The 18,919-nt window shown below is 47.9% G+C and carries 17 protein-coding genes and 1 CRISPR repeat array; of the genes, 5 read left to right on the forward strand and 12 right to left on the reverse strand.

Annotated elements, in window-relative coordinates; translation table 11 throughout:
• From C7K08_RS15090 to C7K08_RS08905, 3 genes are all read left to right on the forward strand, one after another.
• A partial coding sequence (locus tag C7K08_RS15090) for a hypothetical protein (protein WP_206603829.1) occupies window positions 1-232 on the forward strand: 232 nt, incomplete at its 5' end.
• A gap of 174 nt (window positions 233-406) precedes the next feature.
• A CRISPR array of direct repeats spans window positions 407-879; the repeat unit is 36 nt; unit sequence GTTTCCAATTAAGTGATGTCACCAGCGAGTGGTGAC.
• A gap of 44 nt (window positions 880-923) precedes the next feature.
• Complete coding sequence (locus tag C7K08_RS15470) at window positions 924-1,088, forward strand: hypothetical protein (protein ID WP_161955859.1); 165 nt, start codon at window positions 924-926, stop codon at window positions 1,086-1,088.
• 153 nt (window positions 1,089-1,241) lie between these two features.
• Window positions 1,242-2,225, forward strand: a complete 984-nt coding sequence (locus C7K08_RS08905) for a hypothetical protein (RefSeq protein ID WP_106500285.1) — start codon at window positions 1,242-1,244, stop codon at window positions 2,223-2,225.
• Between the two features lie 405 nt (window positions 2,226-2,630).
• Here C7K08_RS08905 and C7K08_RS08915 read toward each other — a convergent pair whose 3' ends face one another.
• Window positions 2,631-3,281: a hypothetical protein gene (locus tag C7K08_RS08915; protein WP_106500287.1), complete on the reverse strand. Its 651-nt coding sequence runs from the start codon at window positions 3,279-3,281 to the stop codon at window positions 2,631-2,633.
• 80 nt (window positions 3,282-3,361) lie between these two features.
• On the opposite strand from C7K08_RS08915, the gene C7K08_RS15475 reads away from it, so the two are divergent.
• Window positions 3,362-3,607 (forward strand): hypothetical protein, encoded by a 246-nt coding sequence (locus C7K08_RS15475; RefSeq protein WP_106500288.1) that lies wholly within the window; start codon window positions 3,362-3,364, stop codon window positions 3,605-3,607.
• Window positions 3,608-3,625: 18 nt separating this feature from the next.
• Here C7K08_RS15475 and C7K08_RS08925 read toward each other — a convergent pair whose 3' ends face one another.
• The gene (locus C7K08_RS08925; RefSeq protein ID WP_106500289.1) at window positions 3,626-4,087 is read right to left on the reverse strand and encodes a DUF1810 domain-containing protein; all 462 of its coding nucleotides are present in this window, start codon (window positions 4,085-4,087) and stop codon (window positions 3,626-3,628) included.
• 224 nt (window positions 4,088-4,311) lie between these two features.
• Here C7K08_RS08925 and C7K08_RS08930 point away from each other — a divergent pair, with 224 nt between their 5' ends.
• Window positions 4,312-4,680 carry a thermonuclease family protein gene (locus C7K08_RS08930; protein ID WP_272867431.1) on the forward strand — a complete coding sequence of 123 codons (369 nt, stop codon included), beginning with the start codon at window positions 4,312-4,314 and terminating at the stop codon, window positions 4,678-4,680.
• A gap of 310 nt (window positions 4,681-4,990) precedes the next feature.
• Here C7K08_RS08930 and C7K08_RS08935 read toward each other — a convergent pair whose 3' ends face one another.
• The 10 genes from C7K08_RS08935 to C7K08_RS08980 all read right to left on the reverse strand — a co-directional run bounded on the left by C7K08_RS08935 (window position 4,991) and on the right by C7K08_RS08980 (window position 18,870).
• Complete coding sequence (locus C7K08_RS08935) at window positions 4,991-7,066, reverse strand: AIPR family protein (protein ID WP_106500291.1); 2,076 nt, start codon at window positions 7,064-7,066, stop codon at window positions 4,991-4,993.
• 3 nt (window positions 7,067-7,069) lie between these two features.
• On the reverse strand, window positions 7,070-8,032 hold the full coding sequence (locus C7K08_RS16880; protein WP_106500292.1) for a PD-(D/E)XK motif protein: 963 nt from the start codon (window positions 8,030-8,032) through the stop codon (window positions 7,070-7,072).
• The gene (locus tag C7K08_RS08945; protein ID WP_106500293.1) at window positions 8,029-10,797 is read right to left on the reverse strand and encodes a Z1 domain-containing protein; all 2,769 of its coding nucleotides are present in this window, start codon (window positions 10,795-10,797) and stop codon (window positions 8,029-8,031) included. Before C7K08_RS08945 ends, C7K08_RS16880 begins: the two co-directional genes overlap by 4 nt.
• Window positions 10,798-10,801: 4 nt before the next feature.
• Window positions 10,802-12,238, reverse strand: a complete 1,437-nt coding sequence (locus tag C7K08_RS08950; protein ID WP_106500294.1) for an ATP-binding protein — start codon at window positions 12,236-12,238, stop codon at window positions 10,802-10,804.
• Window positions 12,235-14,163, reverse strand: coding sequence for a DNA cytosine methyltransferase (locus C7K08_RS08955; RefSeq protein ID WP_241537173.1), 1,929 nt, complete (start codon window positions 14,161-14,163; stop codon window positions 12,235-12,237). The genes C7K08_RS08950 and C7K08_RS08955 overlap by 4 nt, the downstream gene beginning before the upstream one ends.
• A gap of 92 nt (window positions 14,164-14,255) precedes the next feature.
• Window positions 14,256-14,972 (reverse strand): DUF6339 family protein, encoded by a 717-nt coding sequence (locus C7K08_RS08960; RefSeq protein WP_106500296.1) that lies wholly within the window; start codon window positions 14,970-14,972, stop codon window positions 14,256-14,258.
• Window positions 14,969-16,006 carry a hypothetical protein gene (locus tag C7K08_RS08965; protein WP_106500300.1) on the reverse strand — a complete coding sequence of 346 codons (1,038 nt, stop codon included), beginning with the start codon at window positions 16,004-16,006 and terminating at the stop codon, window positions 14,969-14,971. Before C7K08_RS08965 ends, C7K08_RS08960 begins: the two co-directional genes overlap by 4 nt.
• Before the next feature lie 3 nt (window positions 16,007-16,009).
• Window positions 16,010-17,851, reverse strand: a complete 1,842-nt coding sequence (locus C7K08_RS08970; protein ID WP_241537174.1) for a hypothetical protein — start codon at window positions 17,849-17,851, stop codon at window positions 16,010-16,012.
• Window positions 17,852-18,089: 238 nt separating this feature from the next.
• A complete protein-coding gene (locus C7K08_RS08975) occupies window positions 18,090-18,353 on the reverse strand; it encodes a hypothetical protein (protein ID WP_106500298.1) in 264 nt (87 codons plus the stop codon).
• A gap of 196 nt (window positions 18,354-18,549) precedes the next feature.
• Window positions 18,550-18,870 carry a lysozyme inhibitor LprI family protein gene (locus C7K08_RS08980; RefSeq protein WP_106500299.1) on the reverse strand — a complete coding sequence of 107 codons (321 nt, stop codon included), beginning with the start codon at window positions 18,868-18,870 and terminating at the stop codon, window positions 18,550-18,552.
• Between the last annotated feature and the right edge of the window lie 49 nt (window positions 18,871-18,919).

The raw sequence follows: 18,919 nt of genomic DNA on the forward strand, positions 1-18,919 counted from the left end.
CAAATGGAAGACTCATCGAGGAGAATTTGTTTCCGCACTGGATATACGAAATAATAGTATATTAGCYCATGGATTTAAGCCAATCACCTGCACTAAATGGCAACAAATTGACAATTTACTAGGTAATTATTTGCGTAATATCTTAGATAACAGAAGAAAAGAATTGCCAGTACTCTGTCAATTTCCAGATAACTTAAGGCTATTAGATGTGTTACCAGAGCAGACCAAATAGTAGATTTTTAAACTATTATTTTAAAGAGTAGCTAAGTCAGGTGATGTCACCAACGAGTGGTGGCTTGCATTTCCCGATTTTTCCAGAGCTAACCAGAACTGGTTTTTAAAAAAGTGGTTTCTCAAGTGAGTGGTGACCAATGTCGGAGGCTATTTCCGTGACGATCTCGGAAGCGTTTCCAATTAAGTGATGTCACCAGCGAGTGGTGACGATCGAGCTTGACTACGATCCAACACCTCAATACCTGTAGTTTCCAATTAAGTGATGTCACCAGCGAGTGGCGACGATCTCAAGTCTCGCCAGATCGTATGGGTACGCCAGTTTCCAATTAAGTGATGTCACCAGCGAGTGGTGACGCTTTGAGAAACAATATCCTGGTCGCTACGGCGACAGTTTCCAATTAAGTGATGTCACCAGCGAGTGGTGACCTTTACTAATAGTGGTGCAAAAGTATTCTCACAGTTTGTTTCCAATTAAGTGATGTCACCAGCGAGTGGTGACACATTATAAAGAACATGGAGGCAAATATTAAAGCAGAGTTTCCAATTAAGTGATGTCACCAGCGAGTGGTGACCTTAATTAACACTATTCACCCTTTCTAATTACAATTTGTTTCCAATTAAGTGATGTCACCAGCGAGTGGTGACCGCGGCCTTTTAAAGGCCAGCGCTACAACGGGTTTGGAAGCCGTTTGCGCGCATCTCCAGTTTACACTCATTTTAATGCTGTACCAAACCACTTTAAGACATTGGAAGCGCTGAAAACCATTGCGCTGCAATTGAGCGCGCAGCTCAACGTAAACACTGGCTTTTTAGGTTTTTTGGCCCTGCGCGCTAAAGGACAAATCAATAAGTAACTCTTAAATACCAATGCAATAGCTGTGCTGCTCTTAGTTCGCCGTTTTTCGCACTAGCACTTCTAAACAACAGCAAATCCCATTCAAGATTAGTAATACCTGGGTCGGCCATTTCTGACATCCAGCTCATTAGCCCCTTGCGGAGAAATCATCATGGCTACTGAAGATGACAATGGAGGCGCTGGTTGTGGTCTTCTGATAGGACTGATTGCATTTCTATATTTCGCATTCATATTCCTGAAATGGCTTTGGGGCATCACGGTGGCAATAGCTATTTGGTTCTGGCTAGCACCTGGACGCTTACTTGCATGGATAATCAGCTGGCCTTTGTTTAGCGGCCACCTTCTACTCTGGTTGATAGCTATTGCTGCATTTGGGGTATTTGCATGGCAAATACTTAAACTGATCTGGCCACGATATTTTTTAAGGGCCTCCACTTTGGCATCCAATAAACTAAATGGTTGCCATTTCTGGTGGGGTGAGGAAGTAATTCAGTTCAATTTTATTGAGTTCTGCGATCACAACACAAGGAGCGCAACTGTGCAGCTGATCCGCTGCTTTCCACAAAAGCAAGGGCAATTGGATCACGGCATCGGCTTTGAGCCGGTATGCGTTGAGAACATTTCCGTATACCCGGATAAAATACACATCTCCAGCCGGATTCGGACGCTGCGCCAACCCACTCGCACCTATCTCGAGTCACTTAATCGCCATGGCCTTGAATTGCTGGCTACCGATTCGATCGAGGTAAAGGCCTGGCAGGCATTGAATGATTCCGAGCAAGAACTCAACAAGCTCAATGAACTTTGGCATAAAGCTTATAATATGTGGAGTGACGCGCAGACTGTGCTGCAGTTAAGTTCCAACAATGAACTTATCTCACCCTCCCAGAAACGCTGTCATACCATCTCACAAAAACTCGTGGCAGATATTTCCAAAATTGAAACGCGATGCAAAATGCTGCGTTGTTTTGGCTACAAGCTCTATGAATTTATGAAAATCCCACGCAGTCTTCGCTCTTTCGATCTGTTAGATAACATCGAGCATAACCTTTTCTCACAGCAAGGGATTTCAGATGAATTATTTGAAGAAATAAAGTTTAACGAACAGGCTTATGCAGAATTGCTTGATTATTAATGGCGATCAACTCAATACCGATACTTAAGATGCCGTATCTTTAGCTCGAGCTCCTGAACTTTTAATTTACTGGATATAAAATTAGCAATAAGTTCCCTAGGTGCTGAGGATTGAGGTTCATATAAAATTAGGTAATCCTCATTACTCCTTTGCTGATATACAGCATTTGTAAGCTCGATTTCAAGGTCTTCGATTTGATGAGATCTTAGGAAAGCCCGCCCTTTTTTAATCACTTTAATTGCAGCTGTTAGTTCTGCAGTAATATAACGTATAATCGCATCCCAAATCACCCCTTTGTCGYCATTGCCGTAGCAATCCAGAACTARTGCTAGTGCAAGCAAGGCTTGCTGCTCAAAAAGAACATAAACAACATAATCAGGYTGTACATYTAAGTAATTAAATTTGTTATTGCTCTACACTAGGCGTAGTGCGCTCAAGCAATAATTCTAATTTACGATCTTGCTTCTCTAACGCAACAACAAAAGCAGTAATTGTTATCAGTAAAATACCAAACCAAGCAATTGAGCTGTAAATCACTAATTTCCACTGGCTAGCTAATGGATTGCCTGCAGCCCTAAGTGGTGCTGGTATAGCCCCAGAATCMAGTTCAGATACATTTGCATCTGCATGTAGATCAAGAATTAACCTAAGCAATGCTTCTGGGTTAGCTGGCACCAAGGCAGATTGATTCTCGCTTGCTGTTGCTTCTTTTGCTAATAATTCACGGCAATGCTGCAACCCACCACCAGCCCAAAATAAACCCCAGGCATATTTATCTACCTGCAAAGCAACCCAACGGTTAGGACGCACATCATTACGGATAAGTTGCGMKGCTTTAGCAATCGACCAGTTACGGCCAGCCGCTACTGATGCTTGCGCCTGTAGTAACAACCTGCCATGGGGATCACGGATATAACCAGTTACCACCTGCAAAGCAAATACATCAATGATTTGCACCTTGGCGCCAGGTTTTGGTTGCTTTTCCTTTGGTGAACAAAACAGTAAGGCGCCACGTTCTTTAGTAATGCAGCCTTCCACCTGAACATTGCTAGCCATGGCTTTTAGGGAAAGGCGAGGGGCCCCTACTAGTTTGCTACAAGCAAAGCTGCGGCAAGATAGAAGAATATGGCTAAATCTTGCACCTGTTTTTTTGGCGAGCTGCAACTGCTTTCGCACTYAGCTGTTTAACACCTGTTGCTGCAGCTGAATTCAGGGTGCTTTCTGTGGGTGATGGCGACACGATTCGTGTGAGCAGCTCCAGCGGTGCAAATAAGACCACTGCGGGTTTGGAGGCATTCAGCGGGATCACTGACTACACAATTACCAGCAAATTCGGTGATCTGAAAAAACCTGGGCTTACAGCTGCAGCAGTGATCCGGTGACTGCCACTGGAAAGCTTTTTAGAGGGTTTGATGATCTATTTGAGAATCAGAGCGGCATTTGTGGAGTGTGCGCTCGCAACGCCGCCCGACACGATCAAGCAACAAGGTTGCGCTTTTCATTCCGGCGGCTTCAAAAAGGGTGAGGCTGCTCACCGTTTTGGCGGCATCGAGCTCGCCGCCCATCAAGAGCTCCAGGGACTGGGCAGGTTGGTTGAGCTGTTCGTCGATCACGCTTATAACTGCTTGCAGTCGCTGACCCAGCAACGGGTCCGCTAAGTAGTCGCGAGCTTCTTCTAAGTCTGCTAAGCCGTAGCGCTTGGCCATTTCTGAATGACCAAGTCCCGCCAACTGCGGCAGCACGAACCAGATCCAGTGACCAGTCTTTCTGCCTATTGCCAGCTCGGCGAGGGCACTGTTGTAGGTGCTTGGCGACCCATTATTCTGAGCTTGAAAGAAGCGGTGAAGATCCTTTTGCGTCATGACCTAAATGCTTTGCCAATTGGTGAACAGGTTATTTCGCAAAACGCGTATCACAGGAATCCCCCCAGTGTCAGCAAAGTTGTCGCCCACGTTTATTTAATCCTTGGAGGCTTAAAGCAGCAATTTAACGGCCGCCTACAGCACGGCTGTTCGGGCTGGTGCTTCTGACGCGGGCGGCAGGGGTAGCTTTTGATGGCGCAATTGCGGCAAAGATTTAACTCATCATTGAGTCAACTGATCGCTACGGGCGCACAGTGGCTGAGGTCCTCAGGGGCAACACCAACATCAACCAAGCMYTGGTGGCAGCAGGTGCTGCYTTTGTTTATTGGCAATTCATYGAAGGYTGTGACCGTGAAACCTATTCACGCCTTGAAAATGAAGCACGYTTAAAAAGYCTYGGCRTRTGGSMWSTGCCTGGCGGYATYCAACGGCCCTGGGATTACAGAMGGGGTAGGAAAGCTGACCAAAGCAGCGGCAGTAGATATAGSTGCAAGCAAATTGGTTCYTGGGCTAAAGCGCAGGRACTACTCAAGCAAGGCCACACCTACCTAGATGGCAACGGTGATGGGGAAGCTTGTGAGGGGTTGAGGTAAGTCACAAAAGCTATTTCAAGTACGTACTTGACTGATTGATGTTCCCTAATTAAAAGCTTGGCCTGAAATTTAAATTTGTTATGCTGCAACAGAGAAATTGCTTAATCGTGATAACTATTAAAAAATTAACTCTTATTTGTTAACAGTCAAAACTGGCAAATCACAAATACTGGAGCACATGATTGTGTTATGAAAAATAAGTTGATATGGAGTGGACTAATGAACCATTAGAAGCACTCGGAGCAAGTTTCCAAGTAACCTTGCAAGGGGAGCTCAAAACGCTAGAAAAGTTTTTTAACTTTCCTAGCTGTTACCGAGATAATGCCAAGCCGTGATTGACTGCTCTCTCCAATAGCTTTTCCAAGCGCTTGTAGTCCTTATCATTTTCAAGCGGTCTAGAAGGGAATTGGGTAGCTCGCGAGAGCAACTGCCAATCGCCAGGAGTGACAAGGTTGTTCTGCGAGCTGTATTCAAGAACGGCTGCCCAAAACGCACCACCCTTCTCAAGAAGCAAGATCTGTAGATCAACTGCAGTATCAACTACAGCAGTTTTACGGGAAATGCGCTCAAGCTCTAGATCCTTAGACTTTGTTCTTAGATATGGCGTCGCTCTACTGTCAAAATTGTATTCACTTGAGACCAATAGCTCCCAACACTTTTCGGTCTTGGCATATTCGGTGATGTTTGAAGGGGAGCCGCTAGGAGGATGAATTAAGTGGCTATGGCAATATTCGGCAAGATCGACGATAAGGACTCCAAGACCATCAGGTACTTGCTGGTTTGCCCAGATCTGGGAATAATCGATTAGCTTTCCAGCAGCCTTGACACGAGTCGAGAAGAGTGCCAACGCATAACAAACTACATTGGCCCGATAACCGCCTTTGTACCAAGGTTGCTGCGAAACCTCCTTCTCCAGAAATCTAAAGAGTATGACTTGAGAGATTGACTCCTTGAAGAATTTTTCATTGACAAAGCTAGGGCCAGACTCACCGTTATCCCACTTTTGGTTTACCTCGTCTGCAAAGAAACGAAAGCTGGCCTGAGCTCCTTTACTAACTATATGTGGAAAACCACGGAATATATTAAGAACCTTGGCGAGATCCGTTTTTGTTGTCAGCTGGTCACGGGGATTTAACGATTCAAACTTCTTGCGCTCACTTGTAGACACACAAGACTGCTTAGCATTGGGATACTGGCCACGTGCACGCTCATAGAACCAATGTGTTTGGATCGTACTGTTCACCTTTGGCGGAGCCACAAGGCGCCTGGATAATTTCTCAAAAGATATATGAAAAGGATGATTAGAAAAGAAATCGGCCTCAGTAACTCTATTCTGACTATTGGCATACCTAGAAATTAGACGGACAACTTCGGCGGACCGATCCTTCGCTACAATAGTAAGCTTCATTTGAACAAAGACTTTATCTAGGGATACGCCTCGAACGTGAGCATCAAAGATTGATGCTGTCGTCTGTCCACCATTGACAATCTGGAAATCCGAGATCCGATCTAATGATATACCCATTTTCGTTGGGCTTGTCTCGATAGATTCTCCAGTCGCAGTAATGCCATTATTATAGGCAAAGAATCTCGCCGGCTCGTTCTCCAATGAACGTCGTATTCCCTTATTGACAGCTCCCTTAGCTTGGAGAAAGACTCTCACATTCTTTTCAAGCAGCTGAGTTCCATACTCTCCATATATCAATGCAAGCAGACGTGCAGGCATAACACAAAGATATGAGCAGAACTCCGAATCGCTTTGATGAGCAGGCAATACAGAGACTGATCCACCGTAGTCAGAAATCTGAATATTGACGGGTTCTTTCTCTTTGCCCGAAACAACGAAAGAATGAAGCCTAGCAAGATCCCAGCAGGTAAATTGTGCCAAAATCCCGTTAATAGGAATTGGCTCAAAGGAGCTTTTTCTAAGGTTTACAACCTTTGTTGTGACATAAATCATACGCACTTTTCGTATTGAAGCCCAGCGCTGCCTGATAAGGTCTGCAAGGCCATACTCCGAGCTAGATTCGTCTAATTGCTCAATGAAGCGACTACTTAGAGCGCTAGAGACAAAGTTTGAGGCTCGTTTACAGACCGTCTCGATGTCAGCCTTGTTGGCGGTTACGAGTTCAGTGTCTGAATTATAGTCACATATAATGAGGGATAAGACGCCATCGGCATCAATTGGATCACCTCCGTATCCATCTAGTCTTATGCCATGCTTAACAAAATAACAGCGATCAGCAGTCTCTAAATCACCGGAATCTACAATGATATCTGTAATAACATCAAAGAAGGCATCTTCTGTTAGGAGTGACTCGCTTTGAGCAACGGCTGTGACCTCATTAAGTAAGTCAGCCTTGAAATCATCATAGGTTACAGTCATTACTTACGTCAGGGAGGTAAGGGCAGAAGAGACTGAGGAGGAAAAATCACCAAGCAATTGAGGATTTAAATCATATTCGACATGGATTATCGCGGGTAAAACACTAGACCGAACAATAGACGGAAACCCGTCCCTTACTTCGTAGCATGACAAGGACTGAATAGACCATTTAGAGTTCTCGTAGTCGTGGGCCCAAACAAAACCGGCTTCGTCAAGCAACGATTGAAATAGACCACTAACGGACGGAGCCGATTCGGCTACAAGAACAGAAAGTTGTTCGGCAATTGAAGTGATAGAGAATCCCGCGTTTTGATCATTTGAAAGTGCATAACAAACTAAGTAGAGACCCTTATGGAGTGGTCGCTCAAGTTGGTGCTCAGATGATACTCTTATTCTCGGAACACCAGTAGTTCGAAATGATTTAACCTCAATGTCAATCGAAGCTGAAACAAAGTCGTGGTATGAGCCATAAGGCCCTTGCCACATCTCTAAAGAACGAGAGATCCCAAAAGAAGGGACTAGATAATCTAGTAAAAAGGAAAGCTCTGAGAAGAGTCCCTGCTGTTCTTGAAGTGACAGCAGTGGGTTTCCTTTTTTATAGAGCAGGGACTGCCATCGCCAACACCTATTAACGAGATTAGCAAGACCCTCTTCTTTGGTTGCCTTATGCCGAGTAGAATCAATAAGATCGTAGCAAAAGTCAAGGAATATATCTACAAATGACGAATCAAGTAGCGATATGGCCAAATAGCATGGACTTGACGGAGTAATATAGATGTCTATGCATTGCAAGCGAGGTAATTCCAGCGAGACATCTATTGTCTCGCCTGTGTTAATAAGGTACAAGAGCGTATAGTAGCGCTTGTTTTGAAGGGCCCACATGAATCTATGGGGAGTACAAGGGTCCTCTGAGACAGGAATCGCATCGCGACCAGTGGGAATATCACTCCATGGGAATGTACTCATAAGTCAAGCTCTCCATCAGCTTCGTCAAGCTCAGAACTAAGGTCGAGCATTCTAATCCAAGAAGAATTTACTCGATACTCCACAGCACTTTGAGGAGTTTGAGTAGGCGGAAAACTGATTGACCAAGCTGTAATAAGTGATTCAACACTTGGTGCCTCACCACCCAAGTTATCTGTATCAGAAATGTCTAGAAAATGTACAAGCAATAGAGGCTTTCTACTTTGAATTCTAAAAACAGAGTCAGGGATATTTTTAATTGTCTTGCTGGGATTCTCATTTAACCACTGGCTCTCAATGTTGCGTACTGTATCCTCGCTTAGACCAATACGCTCAACACCTCGACCGGCCACTTTGCCTCTGCTGCTTAAGCTAAGATAGCTGCCGCTCTTGTCTTCTTTATACTGTTTGAATGTGGCGGTTCTTCTTTGGAGGTTAACTAGTAACCCTTCGCCAATAGTCTTGGAGCTCTTATTTGCCATAGGGGATGGCACAAAGATATCCCAGTACCTAAGTTCATTGTCCTGCCTGTTATGAATATGCTTCACAAGAGGGCGTGGGTCTCGAGTAAGTAAGGAGAGTGAATTAAAACTGCCAATGAACGATATCACATGTGATGCTGGGATGTTCTCAAACAGATATCCATAAATTCCGTGGTGGCTAGAGGCGCTACAGCTCTTCGTGCCATTTATCGTGAGGCAGTAATTGATAAGAAGTTCTGCGGAATTCTGATTCGAGGCTATGACACTATTGTCAGCTTCAATATCGATAGTCTCCACAAATCTATCTGCCAAGAGAATCTCAGCCTTGATTTCCTGACTAGAGCCCATCTTGTTTTTTGCTGTAACGAGTAGCGTATCAGGATGGCTCCTAACTCGTAATCCAAAATCAAGAGGACTCAGGCGTGAACGCTGTAATGACGCCAAGTCATTCCTAAGCTCAGTATCGGCAAGGGTAATATGGGAATACCATTCCATAGCCTCTCTAGTCATCCAAATCCTGCAGATATCTTCATATCTAGGACGGTACCCGAACCAACGCCCCATTTGAAGTAGCGTATCGTACATTGCAGTTGAGCGGAGGAAGTACGTAATTGTTAGTCCCTCTAGAGTTAAACCGCGTGAAAGGGAGAATCCACCAATAACGATCAATGACCGTTTAGTCCTCTCCTCATAGTTTAAGGAGTCTATCGACGTCTTGCTGCTGTTAACAATGATAACATTTACTCTTTTGTAGCTCTCAACAAGGGAGTTGAGTATTGCAGAAAAAGAATACTCAATATCCGGAAAGTAATTGTAATAGCAGTCCTCTAGGCGCCTGATCACAGGGTTGGAACGAGACGTGTGGTCTAATGGACCAAATGTCCTTATGCCTGTTTTTATATCTTCAACGACTTCAGAGACTAAAAATTTTAGTTTCGAATGTATATCCCTTAAATGAGAAACATTGATTAACATGCTGCTATTATGAGCAGCAAGAATCCCGCGCTGTTCTTTGATCGCATCAGATATGAAGAAGCAGTATATAGCGTCAATTAAGCTGGGCGGAAGTACTGGGTCAAGATCTTTCTTGTGTTTTAATGGAATGCAATCATGATAGTCACTTACTTCAACGAGTATCTGCCGACAAGAATCCGACTCTCCTAGAAATATCGACTGAGCGCCTATGTAGCTACTTGGAGGCTCTAGGCCAACGAGAAAATGCCTTGGGAACAGATCTTGACGATCCATTTGATCTTTTGAATCTGGGTCTATAAAGATATTTGCAAAAGGAGTTGCCGTATACCCAATATACGTGCTGCTAGTAAAACAATCAAGAATAAGCCTAATCTTTTCGTTGATCTTGCTGACATCATCTTTGCTATACTTTGTATTAACGGAAGCATTATCGGCTTCGTCATCGATCATGAGTAGCGGTAAATCAATTTTGCTAGACATGTCTAGACAGCTTGAGGAGCTTAACCACTGAAGCAAGTTACCTAGTATCCTGTCATTCTTTTTTACAACAAAGACGACAGGTCTATCTAGAGTTGAACTAAGAACAATTGCAGATCGATTCGCGCTTGCTGCGCTAAAATCAAACTTCTCTTGAGTGAATGAATAAGGTGTCGTGATTTCACTGCCTCTTGTTTCGCCCACACCTGTTATCACTATCCCGTCGGTTGTCAATGAGCTTGTATCTTGTCCAATAAATCCTTCATTGATTCTTTTCTGGGTTTGACTTCTAAGGTCCTCTTGAATTCCAGCGATTACAATAATTACTTTATAGCCATAATCTGCAGCCTTGGTCAGAACACCAATATAGTTCGATGTCTTTCCACTCTGAACTGATCCAACAACCATCCCTTTGCGTGAGGAGTTTTCACTTGAGTTTGGATCAGCACATTTTGAAAGAATTTGATCGGTTTGCTGATCAATTGTAAATAATACTAGAGAGCTAAAGCCATCCTTTTGAGCAAGATAATGTCTATAGTCATTCCAGTAGTTAAGTTGCTTTTCATTCTTTAGCTGTGGCAACCACTCCTTGAAGCTACTTGTTCTGTCTTCTATTAATGAGCCAATCTGCATCCTCACACCTTCAGCACGCTTGATCCGAAGCGCAATTCTTTCTTTATCCTCAGGGGAGAAATCTTTTTTGGCAAGGTGTGGGAAGGACGAGAAGTCCTCAACATACATGTCTATCTCGGCTTCAGTAGCTACTTTCTCCTCATCTCGAATAAAACCAAGGATCAATTGCGTCAGCTGGTTTGCATCCTGATTGGTAGCCATTGTTCTAAATTAAGTCTTTTATTTCCTTCCACCTTAGCCTAAAGATCTCAGCATTCCTTAAGATAGTACTTATGCTCTCCTCCGAACGGCCCATCGTCAGCAGATATCGCTTCATGTCAACAGCAAGTGAAATTAGGCTTTTAAGTTCCAGCTCCGGCTGAGCTACTGAGGCACTATCGTCGCAAAGATCACGATATATTGCTCTTGTGGGAAGAGTGTTAACAATGATATTTATTAGTTCTGCCACTTTTCTTTTCTCGTTTTCCTCAAGTCCGTCAGTTAGAGAGCGGAGAAGATGATGATCATGGTCTACTATGTATTCAACTGCTCCGGCCTTAACTACGCGCTTCCATATGGAAACTATGTCTGCATTTGAAAGTGACCGCGATCGAAATAGTTGTGCTTGCCTTGAGGATGTTGTCAGGTTGTGTATAAGGCTTTTTAGCCTTGTCCTAATCGATGGAGGAGGGGTTGCGCTGCTCTTCTTGATGTCTATCTGCCAATCGAAGTCTGATTCATGTGTTATGTCGATACTTGCTCGGCACAGTTTGCTGCTCTCCTTCTTCGCCGCAAGACCAAACCACGAGCTTGGAACAATGAGCCTATTATTCCTGTAGAGATAAAAGCCTTGGCTTTCTAGATAACCGTTGGGTCCACTGTTAAGTTCCCACTCTTGACTGGTACATTTTGTGCCATGAGGGAGCGTGTATGATTGTATATAACAACTTCTACCTCTGTCGGTTATCTCTTCCTTTGGTCGCGCTACTGATTTTGCTGGGTAGAAAGGGTTTATCGCATCGCAGGCTACGTTATTTATTGTAAATCCCACTTTTCTGATGGCTTGACCCTCGATGAAACGATGATACGTTCTTCCTATGTGAGCTTCTAATTCTACAACCATACGCGCTAGTTGTTTTTGCCCTTCCTTCGGGTCCATCTCACTAAAGCCATCAATGTCCGTCCATTCGATAATAGTTCCTGATGTGGATTCGTTTTCAGGTTTTGCGAGTTGTTCAAGAAGAAGATTCCAGCTATTGCTTTTCTCTACTTCATTCAGGTCCCATTCTGCTCTGTAGCAGCTAGGCTCGTTCTGCCACGTTGTTACCGATAACTTTGAGCTTTGAGAAAATGAGGCTGTTTTAAGGCCAAGACCAAATCTGCCCAAGTCGCCTTCAGATCTTTGCTCGGCAGGTGATCGTGTTCCAGGACGCATAGCCTCAATAAGCTCATGTCGGCTCATCCCTTTGCCATTATCCTTAATTGAAACTATTGGCCTTGTCTCAATCCAAGCAATTAATATCTCAATTGATGTCGCTAATGCAGTTATAGAATTGTCGATGATATCGCAGATTGCATCGCTAAAGGAGTAACCAATTGAGCGGAGGCTTCGTGCAAGGGACGAAGCAYTCGGACTTACATTTAGCGTCTCTAAATGGTTCACTTATGGCCTTTCCCTTTGCATAAGTTGCTTGCATTGAGTGGGCACATGTAGGAGCTGGCTCCAGGCTTTCCATCGCATTGGGGTACTTGATGGCACCATCCATCTGCAACAGCGACGGCAGCTCTATATATTTTGCCATCTTCATCGCCTCCTAGCATCAGACCAAGATTTAACTCGCGAAGCTGTCGTGATTTTTCACACTCAAGCTCTTGAAGATTGCTCACTCGGGCCACCAGTCGACCAAGAGCCGTGTTGCAGCTGCGATCAGCTGTGATCCCCACCATGGCTAGACACTGCCTGATGCGATCGCGACCCACGCCGGCTAGGGAGTCATTGCGGACCCATTGGCTCCAAGGCAGTTCATCCTTAAGCTGAATCGCAACACCCTCCAAAAGGTTCTCGAGGCCCTCGAAGCTGAAGCTGCGCAAAGTACGGCGCCGGTTCAGATCATTGAGAAACACCTCATGATCAGGCCAGCACGTTATCAGTTGAGGCCAGAACGTCTGCTGGCGCTGAAGAGGCAATCTGCTGACGAGGAACTCGCCAAGAAATGCCCGCCAAGCCTTGAGGGAATCGGATATGTCGTCCCCGTTCTCCCTCTGGCGCGCCCACGGCAACAGGGAGTCACCACCTTCTTCTCGATACCAGCGCAGCAGCTCTTCTCTTACAGCTTTGGGATCCGACCATTCCTCGTGTGGCTCCCCGTCGAGCAAGGCCTCAAGGAGAGCCCCCCCAAGCGCTGCACCGACGAGCGGAGCCACGGCTTCTCCGACTTGGTGGAATCTATTGGAGGGAGTGCCATGAAACAGAAAACCATCGGGGAATGACTGCACTCGGGCAGCTTCCCTGATGGAGAGAGTGCGGTTTTGCTTTGGGTGGATGTACCAGTATCCATCCTTGGACATGTGTGCCGTGACAGTGAGGCACGGCTCGTTTGGCTTGAGGATGTTGTATTTGTTCCTAAAGCTGTGTTCTCTGGTATCGGTATTTATGGATGTGGGCGGCGATTTTCTAGTGACGGAATAGCGACGCTGCTCATCATCAAGTTCGTGATAGCGCAGACCCGTCTCGCGCATCAGCTGGAACGTCTCGAGATCATCGCCACGTACCTTGCGAGTGATGTGGTCTGGTATTTCAACTTCAGTTAAAGGAAGCCAGTTGCGCATCAGCTCTTGGTATTGCGTCTGCGGACCTGCATAATCCCCCTGCTCCGCCCATTGCTCCCACCAGTCCCCTATCAACGGAGGCAGATCGGATATGGCATCTTCAAGTGGAACCGCCTGCTCAACAGACGAGCAGACGGGATTAGGCCACTGCAGGGGGGCTGAATAACCGATACGTGTGCCGGCGATGAACAGGCGGGAGCGTAACTGGGGTACCCCGTATTCCCAAGCATGAATAATCCGAGCGTGCACGCGATAGCCAGCTTTCTCAGCTCTGCTAACAATTCCGCGGAACACCTCCTGATCACCCGTCTGGGCAATGTCTGGCACGTTCTCCATGAGAAAGGTACGCGGCATCACCTCTTCGACCACAGTTAGGAAGGATTCCCAGAGTTCGCGACGGCCTTCATTTAGCTGACGGTGCTGATCGACAAAGCCAGCATCATGTTTGCGCCAGCGGATATTGCGTGAGAACGGCTGGCAGGGAGGGCCACCGGCGACAAGCGCGATGTCACCACAACCATTTAGCATCCGGCTGATATTTTTAAGCACCTCAGGGCTGCTTAGATCGCATTGGTGAGAGCACCCAGCGAAGTGGTGCCTGTGGGTAGCGATCGAATCCGGCCTGATGTCGCAGGCAAGCACCACTTCGAAGCCGGCACTATGCAGACCCAAACTCAGGCCCCCCGCGCCGGAGAAGAGATCAACCGCCAAAGGTTTGGAAGGATCGAGAGATCTGGCATGTTGTTGCAGCTCTTCCAACGTGCAACTCTTGGGATGGGGGTCCAGCCTCTGGTTAGGCCCCTTAAGCGCTTTGAGGCGATGCGGGTCATTCGCTAAGAGACTGCGGGCCATCAGCCAGCGGCCTCCAGAAGCCCCTCGCGAACCAGAACAGTTATCTCATCCTCTCCGAGGAGATCAAGGCATAGCGATCCACCCAGTGCATTTAGTTGCCTGACCCCTGCCCGGACCTTTAGGTCAGGAAGACCGGCGAGCTCACGAGTGAGAACACGATTAACGGGTGGTAGTAAACCGTATTCACGGTCACTGACACCGAGATGAAGTTCCTGGCTGCTAAACAGGCGACGAACAAGGGCATAATCCTCGCCCTGAGCTCCGATTAGGCGTTCGGCGGCAAAAAACAATCGAGCAAAAGTATTTCTTCCTTGACCGTTGATTGAGGGCGTACCCAGAAATCGCCCGGCTGGGACGGGCCGATGACCCACCCCCTTGAGAAAGCCCTCTTCCGGATCTGCGGGGTAAAGACCGCGCCATCGGAGCCAGACCAGCTCCGGATACTTAACGACGCAGAACCAGTGCCATACACGCATATCGGTTGTGATGTGTTGAGGGAGATGCCTAAGGCTGCGGTGTAGCGGCTCTACCAAGTCGGCATCAATGGTTGAATCCCCCGCACCACGACTGTTGAGAATTAGGATTAGCTCATCGACTCCAGAAAGGTCAACGTCGTGGTCAATCTGTTCGACGTCGACATTTTCTGTGTGGCGTAATGCTTCGATCAGGCCTTGTTCATTTAACGGAGTGCGTAGTCTGAAGAGATTCGTTGTCATGCCGCCTTGACCTCCGCACTGGGGGGAAGTGAATCGACCTCATCCTCCGGCTTAGTCTGCTGCGCATTCGCCATTGCTTCTGCTAGCTGGACCAGCTTGGTTTCTTCTTGAATGAGCAAAGGCATCTTCATTAAAAGTCTGCTGAAGCCGCCCGGAGATCTCAGTTCAGCCGCCACCAGCGGAAGTGCTGCATGGACGGGAACGTCGGCCTCAGCTAAACCTGCTGCAAACAGGCCCAGCAAGCGGATCTGCCAACCGCTGAGTAAATCGATCGCCTCAGAAGTGTTCAGGGCAACGTTTTCTTCAAGTGTTCGCTGCAGATGGTGCAAGACATCTGCGACCAGCAATGGCCAGACACTCGAGCAGACGGTGATAAAGAGTGCATCACGTTGGAGAGCGCCGCCAGAACGGCGGCGTGAGCGACTCATCATCAGGCGGCGCAGTGGTGCGGCGACATCAGCGTTGAGTTCGACAGTAGGGGGTTCACCTGGCTGCAACCTCCAGAGCTGGTGGCTGCAGCTGGAGGGGAAGCTCTCCCACCGCAACTGGAAGATGGCCTCTTCTGTTGTGGTGCGTGATGAGAATCTGACCACATGGATCTCGCTGCGCCCGATGATTTGACCTTTGCGCTTGGCCAGCCCTGCCTGGGGTTTCAAGGCAGCGCCAGTACGGACTAGCAGAGCCTCTGCCCTGATCTCCTCACCGTCGAGGAGCGCGTTGTAATTGATCTCAGCGAACCACAGGTTGTTGCCATCCGCTTCTAACGGAACGATCAGCCGTCTCCCAGTGGAACGACTGATTAATCGGCAGAAGAAGCCTGCAGGGGGTGAGACCTGCTCATCAGAGGGGAGGCTGTCCTGCCAACCCCACGGAGGGGTAAGCAGGATCTCGAGCTTGACCTCACTGAGATCACCGTGGAAGCGGAAGGTGACTGCATTGCTGACTTCCTGAATCACCTCCTCAGCAATACTCTCCGGAGCAGTGACGCGGAAGGCCCCATCAAGATCGACCGTCTTCCAGGGAAGAAATTCCATCAATCAGCCCGCCTGCCTGAAACCTGAAATGCTTGGATCTACACCAGCTGGCGGAGTGACGAGACAGCGGAACGGCAGTGAGGTAAAACTGCCGTCCACTGAAAAGACTAGACGCCGTGAATCAGAATCATCCACCAACAGATTTTTGTCAGAGCCAAGCAGCTCCATAGCGCTTATCCGCCAAGCCTCTCCCATTCCTGAATCGGCGATGCTTCGGAAGCTCAGACCAGCCACCGCAGATCCGGTTCCGTGCCCTTGCCCGTGGGGAATCAGTTCGCCTTGCAGGGACCACGCCCCCCGGCTCTCGTCGAACCAAGAGCTGTCACGGTCTAGATGAATTTCTAGACGCGGCTTATTGCTACGTTCAGCAGCAGGGCTAGAGACCTTGCCTTTTCCAAAATTGAGCATCTGCATCAAGAGTTCCGGGCCGTGATTAGGCGCCTCTTCCTCGGCAATCAGCAATTTCTGAATAACGAGTTGGCGAAGTTCCGAACGAAGGCTGCGAAGACGTCCTGCTGAACCGCGCCAGTCATAACTCTCCCTCAGGCGTCTAGTCGTGGGCAGCCAGTCGTCATGAGTGACTGGTTCCGCCGCCCTGAAGTACTCCTCGACATCGCCTGGCAGAAGCCCCTGCTTTTCAGTCGCTTCCGATGTTGGTACGGAATAGAGGGCTGCCCCGACAAGAGCGACCGCGCAGTAGGAACCGCCATCAGTCAGCCGGTTGCCGTCGACGTAATCGATGACCATGCCCGAGCCTCTGATTAGAGCAATAGTGGAACGACAAGGTAAACAGGCTTCTGCCGGTGACACTCGGGTCGCCGCTAGGCGGATGGCAGTTTCTCCGGAATCATGAAGCAGCTCTTGGCGTTCCGCAGGTCGGATGCGGGGGGGTATTGGGAAACCAGTCAGATCCATTGCTGCGCTATCACCGGGGGCGAGTGCCGCTTTGGTGGATGGACTGGTGCGCGCGGCTGAAAGGAATGGTGCCCAAAGTCCATCGATCTCAGCACGGCAAACGTAGGAGGCAGAACTGTTGCCGGAACGGAAGACCCTGGCTTGTACCTCCAAACGCCCCCAGTCGATAGATGGCCAGAACCACTTGGAGGCGGCTTGAGTAAGGTCGCGACATAGCTCCTCGGGATCTCTGATCCCAAGATCGGAAGCATCCTCACGGTCTGGCTCATGGAAACCAGGGATCAAAAGTGTGGTGCCGGCCGCTTCAATGCCTGCCCTGTCAAGAAAGAGCGCAGATGCCTCCTCAGGGTTTTGCCATGAGGACTCCGCAACTGGAATGCCATCACGTTCGCCAAGTTTTCCTAGGTAGGCACCATCCAGCCAGGCACAATCATCAGTTTCGCGGGCTGGGATCTCACTGCGACCGAAGACTCTTAGCCCCTTTGCTTCCATCCCCAAGACACGGGACGAGAACAGAACAGTAAGAACACGGGAGTGCATCCAGCTCACGGCTTTACCAAGGCCAAAGCTGCCACCGCGACCCGTTTCATCTCCGGTCGAAAAGTTCTGAACGCAGAGCCTCCTAAAGTTGCCCTGCTCATCCCAGTCATCACCTGTAAGTCCTTCGGTGCTGCTGTCACTGACACGAAGACAAACGAGCGTGGGAGCTTCCATTACCTCGAGCCCCGCCTTGAGGGTGAGGGCTGCTCCGCCCGCTCCCTTAACTGCTTCGATGTGCCCCCTGAGTCCATTCCAATCGAAAGCACGGAGCATGCGCTCCCGCTCTTCGCCTTTGATCAAAAGCAGATCGAAGAAAACTTGTGCTCTTTCGCGGCCATGGCGCCTGTCGCAGCTGTTTTGGCAAACCTCTCTTACTAGCGTCTCCAGCATTGGGCGCTTCCTTTGTGATGCCCCTCCCTCAAAGAGCTCAGCCGCCGCACTACCTCCGCTGGCTCGCCCTTGGCCCAGCGAAGGAGTTGATACCCACTTCAGTGGTGTCAGCATGTCACTTGAATTAGGTAGTAACACTAGATGCAGTAGCTCCCATAGGCCGAGCTAGGGTGACAGTCCTATTAATGGGATCGAAGGATATGTTCATAGCATTGATTAAGAGCATGTGAGAGGCTAGTTAGTAAAACCATCCTTCATCACAGGCCCATTGATAGAGAATTTCTTCTAGCTCCTCCAAGGTGCCAATGTGCAGCAGGTTAGCGATCTCAAGACGAAAAGTCCCATCTGAAGCCCGGATAATATGCATTACTTCTGAGCTGTCACAGGTGAAAGAAGTAACATCTTGATTGTTCCAATAACTGAAGACCTTTTCGCCTAGCCACTCCGGATCAGCCCATGTCAGCCGCAGGGTCGCTCGAAAATCGGCAAACGTTACGGCCACAGCACTAATGCAGAACTTTTGTACTATAACTCTTCGCGTGACGAGTCGCAACCCCTAGTGCTGAGAGAGTTGGCGCCTCTCTATTTGAATTGCACAAGACCTCAATACAGCAGTATAGTGACTTTTAAAGTTGCACTGTTCATGTTAAAGAACTTATCAAGCTGATCTTCGAAAGAGTAAGAAGCCCATCCCACAATTACTGATCCATCCCCTTAAATTCCTTCAGCAAAGCCCGATTCAGCTTGTTATTACAGTTAATCAGCAACTGCGGGTAGATACTGCCGTCTTTATAAGGTGCRTAAGCAGCAGCGCAAGCAGCCTTGGCTGCCTCTTGCCATTGCTGATAAATCGMCGGGGGCAGTTTGCTATTTAACTKTTTWGTTGACTGCTCTAATTGCAACCCAGCGCAATAGCGCATCTCCACAGTGGTTTCACCAGGGCAGTTGAGTTTGGTTGGTTGGGCCCTAGCAGCAGTAGATGGCAGCAGCAACAGGCCTAGTAGCAATAGCGTTTTCATAGATCCTTTAGCCCCTTGAGCAGCGTACGGCTAGTTGCTGGTGGGGTAG

It is taken from the genome of Synechococcus lacustris str. Tous (genome assembly GCF_003011125.1).
GTDB classification, from domain to species: domain Bacteria; phylum Cyanobacteriota; class Cyanobacteriia; order PCC-6307; family Cyanobiaceae; genus Synechococcus_D; species Synechococcus_D lacustris.

Coding starts and splice junctions, on each gene's coding strand:
- C7K08_RS08945 (WP_106500293.1), bottom strand. CDS start 10,797: ATGGCTACCAATCAGGATGCAAACCAGCTGACGCAATTGATCCTTGGT.
- C7K08_RS08905 (WP_106500285.1), top strand. CDS start 1,242: ATGGCTACTGAAGATGACAATGGAGGCGCTGGTTGTGGTCTTCTGATA.
- C7K08_RS08970 (WP_241537174.1), bottom strand. CDS start 17,851: ATGCTGGAGACGCTAGTAAGAGAGGTTTGCCAAAACAGCTGCGACAGG.
- C7K08_RS08960 (WP_106500296.1), bottom strand. CDS start 14,972: ATGACAACGAATCTCTTCAGACTACGCACTCCGTTAAATGAACAAGGC.
- C7K08_RS08935 (WP_106500291.1), bottom strand. CDS start 7,066: ATGACTGTAACCTATGATGATTTCAAGGCTGACTTACTTAATGAGGTC.
- C7K08_RS08925 (WP_106500289.1), bottom strand. CDS start 4,087: ATGACGCAAAAGGATCTTCACCGCTTCTTTCAAGCTCAGAATAATGGG.
- C7K08_RS08965 (WP_106500300.1), bottom strand. CDS start 16,006: ATGGAATTTCTTCCCTGGAAGACGGTCGATCTTGATGGGGCCTTCCGC.
- C7K08_RS16880 (WP_106500292.1), bottom strand. CDS start 8,032: ATGAGTACATTCCCATGGAGTGATATTCCCACTGGTCGCGATGCGATT.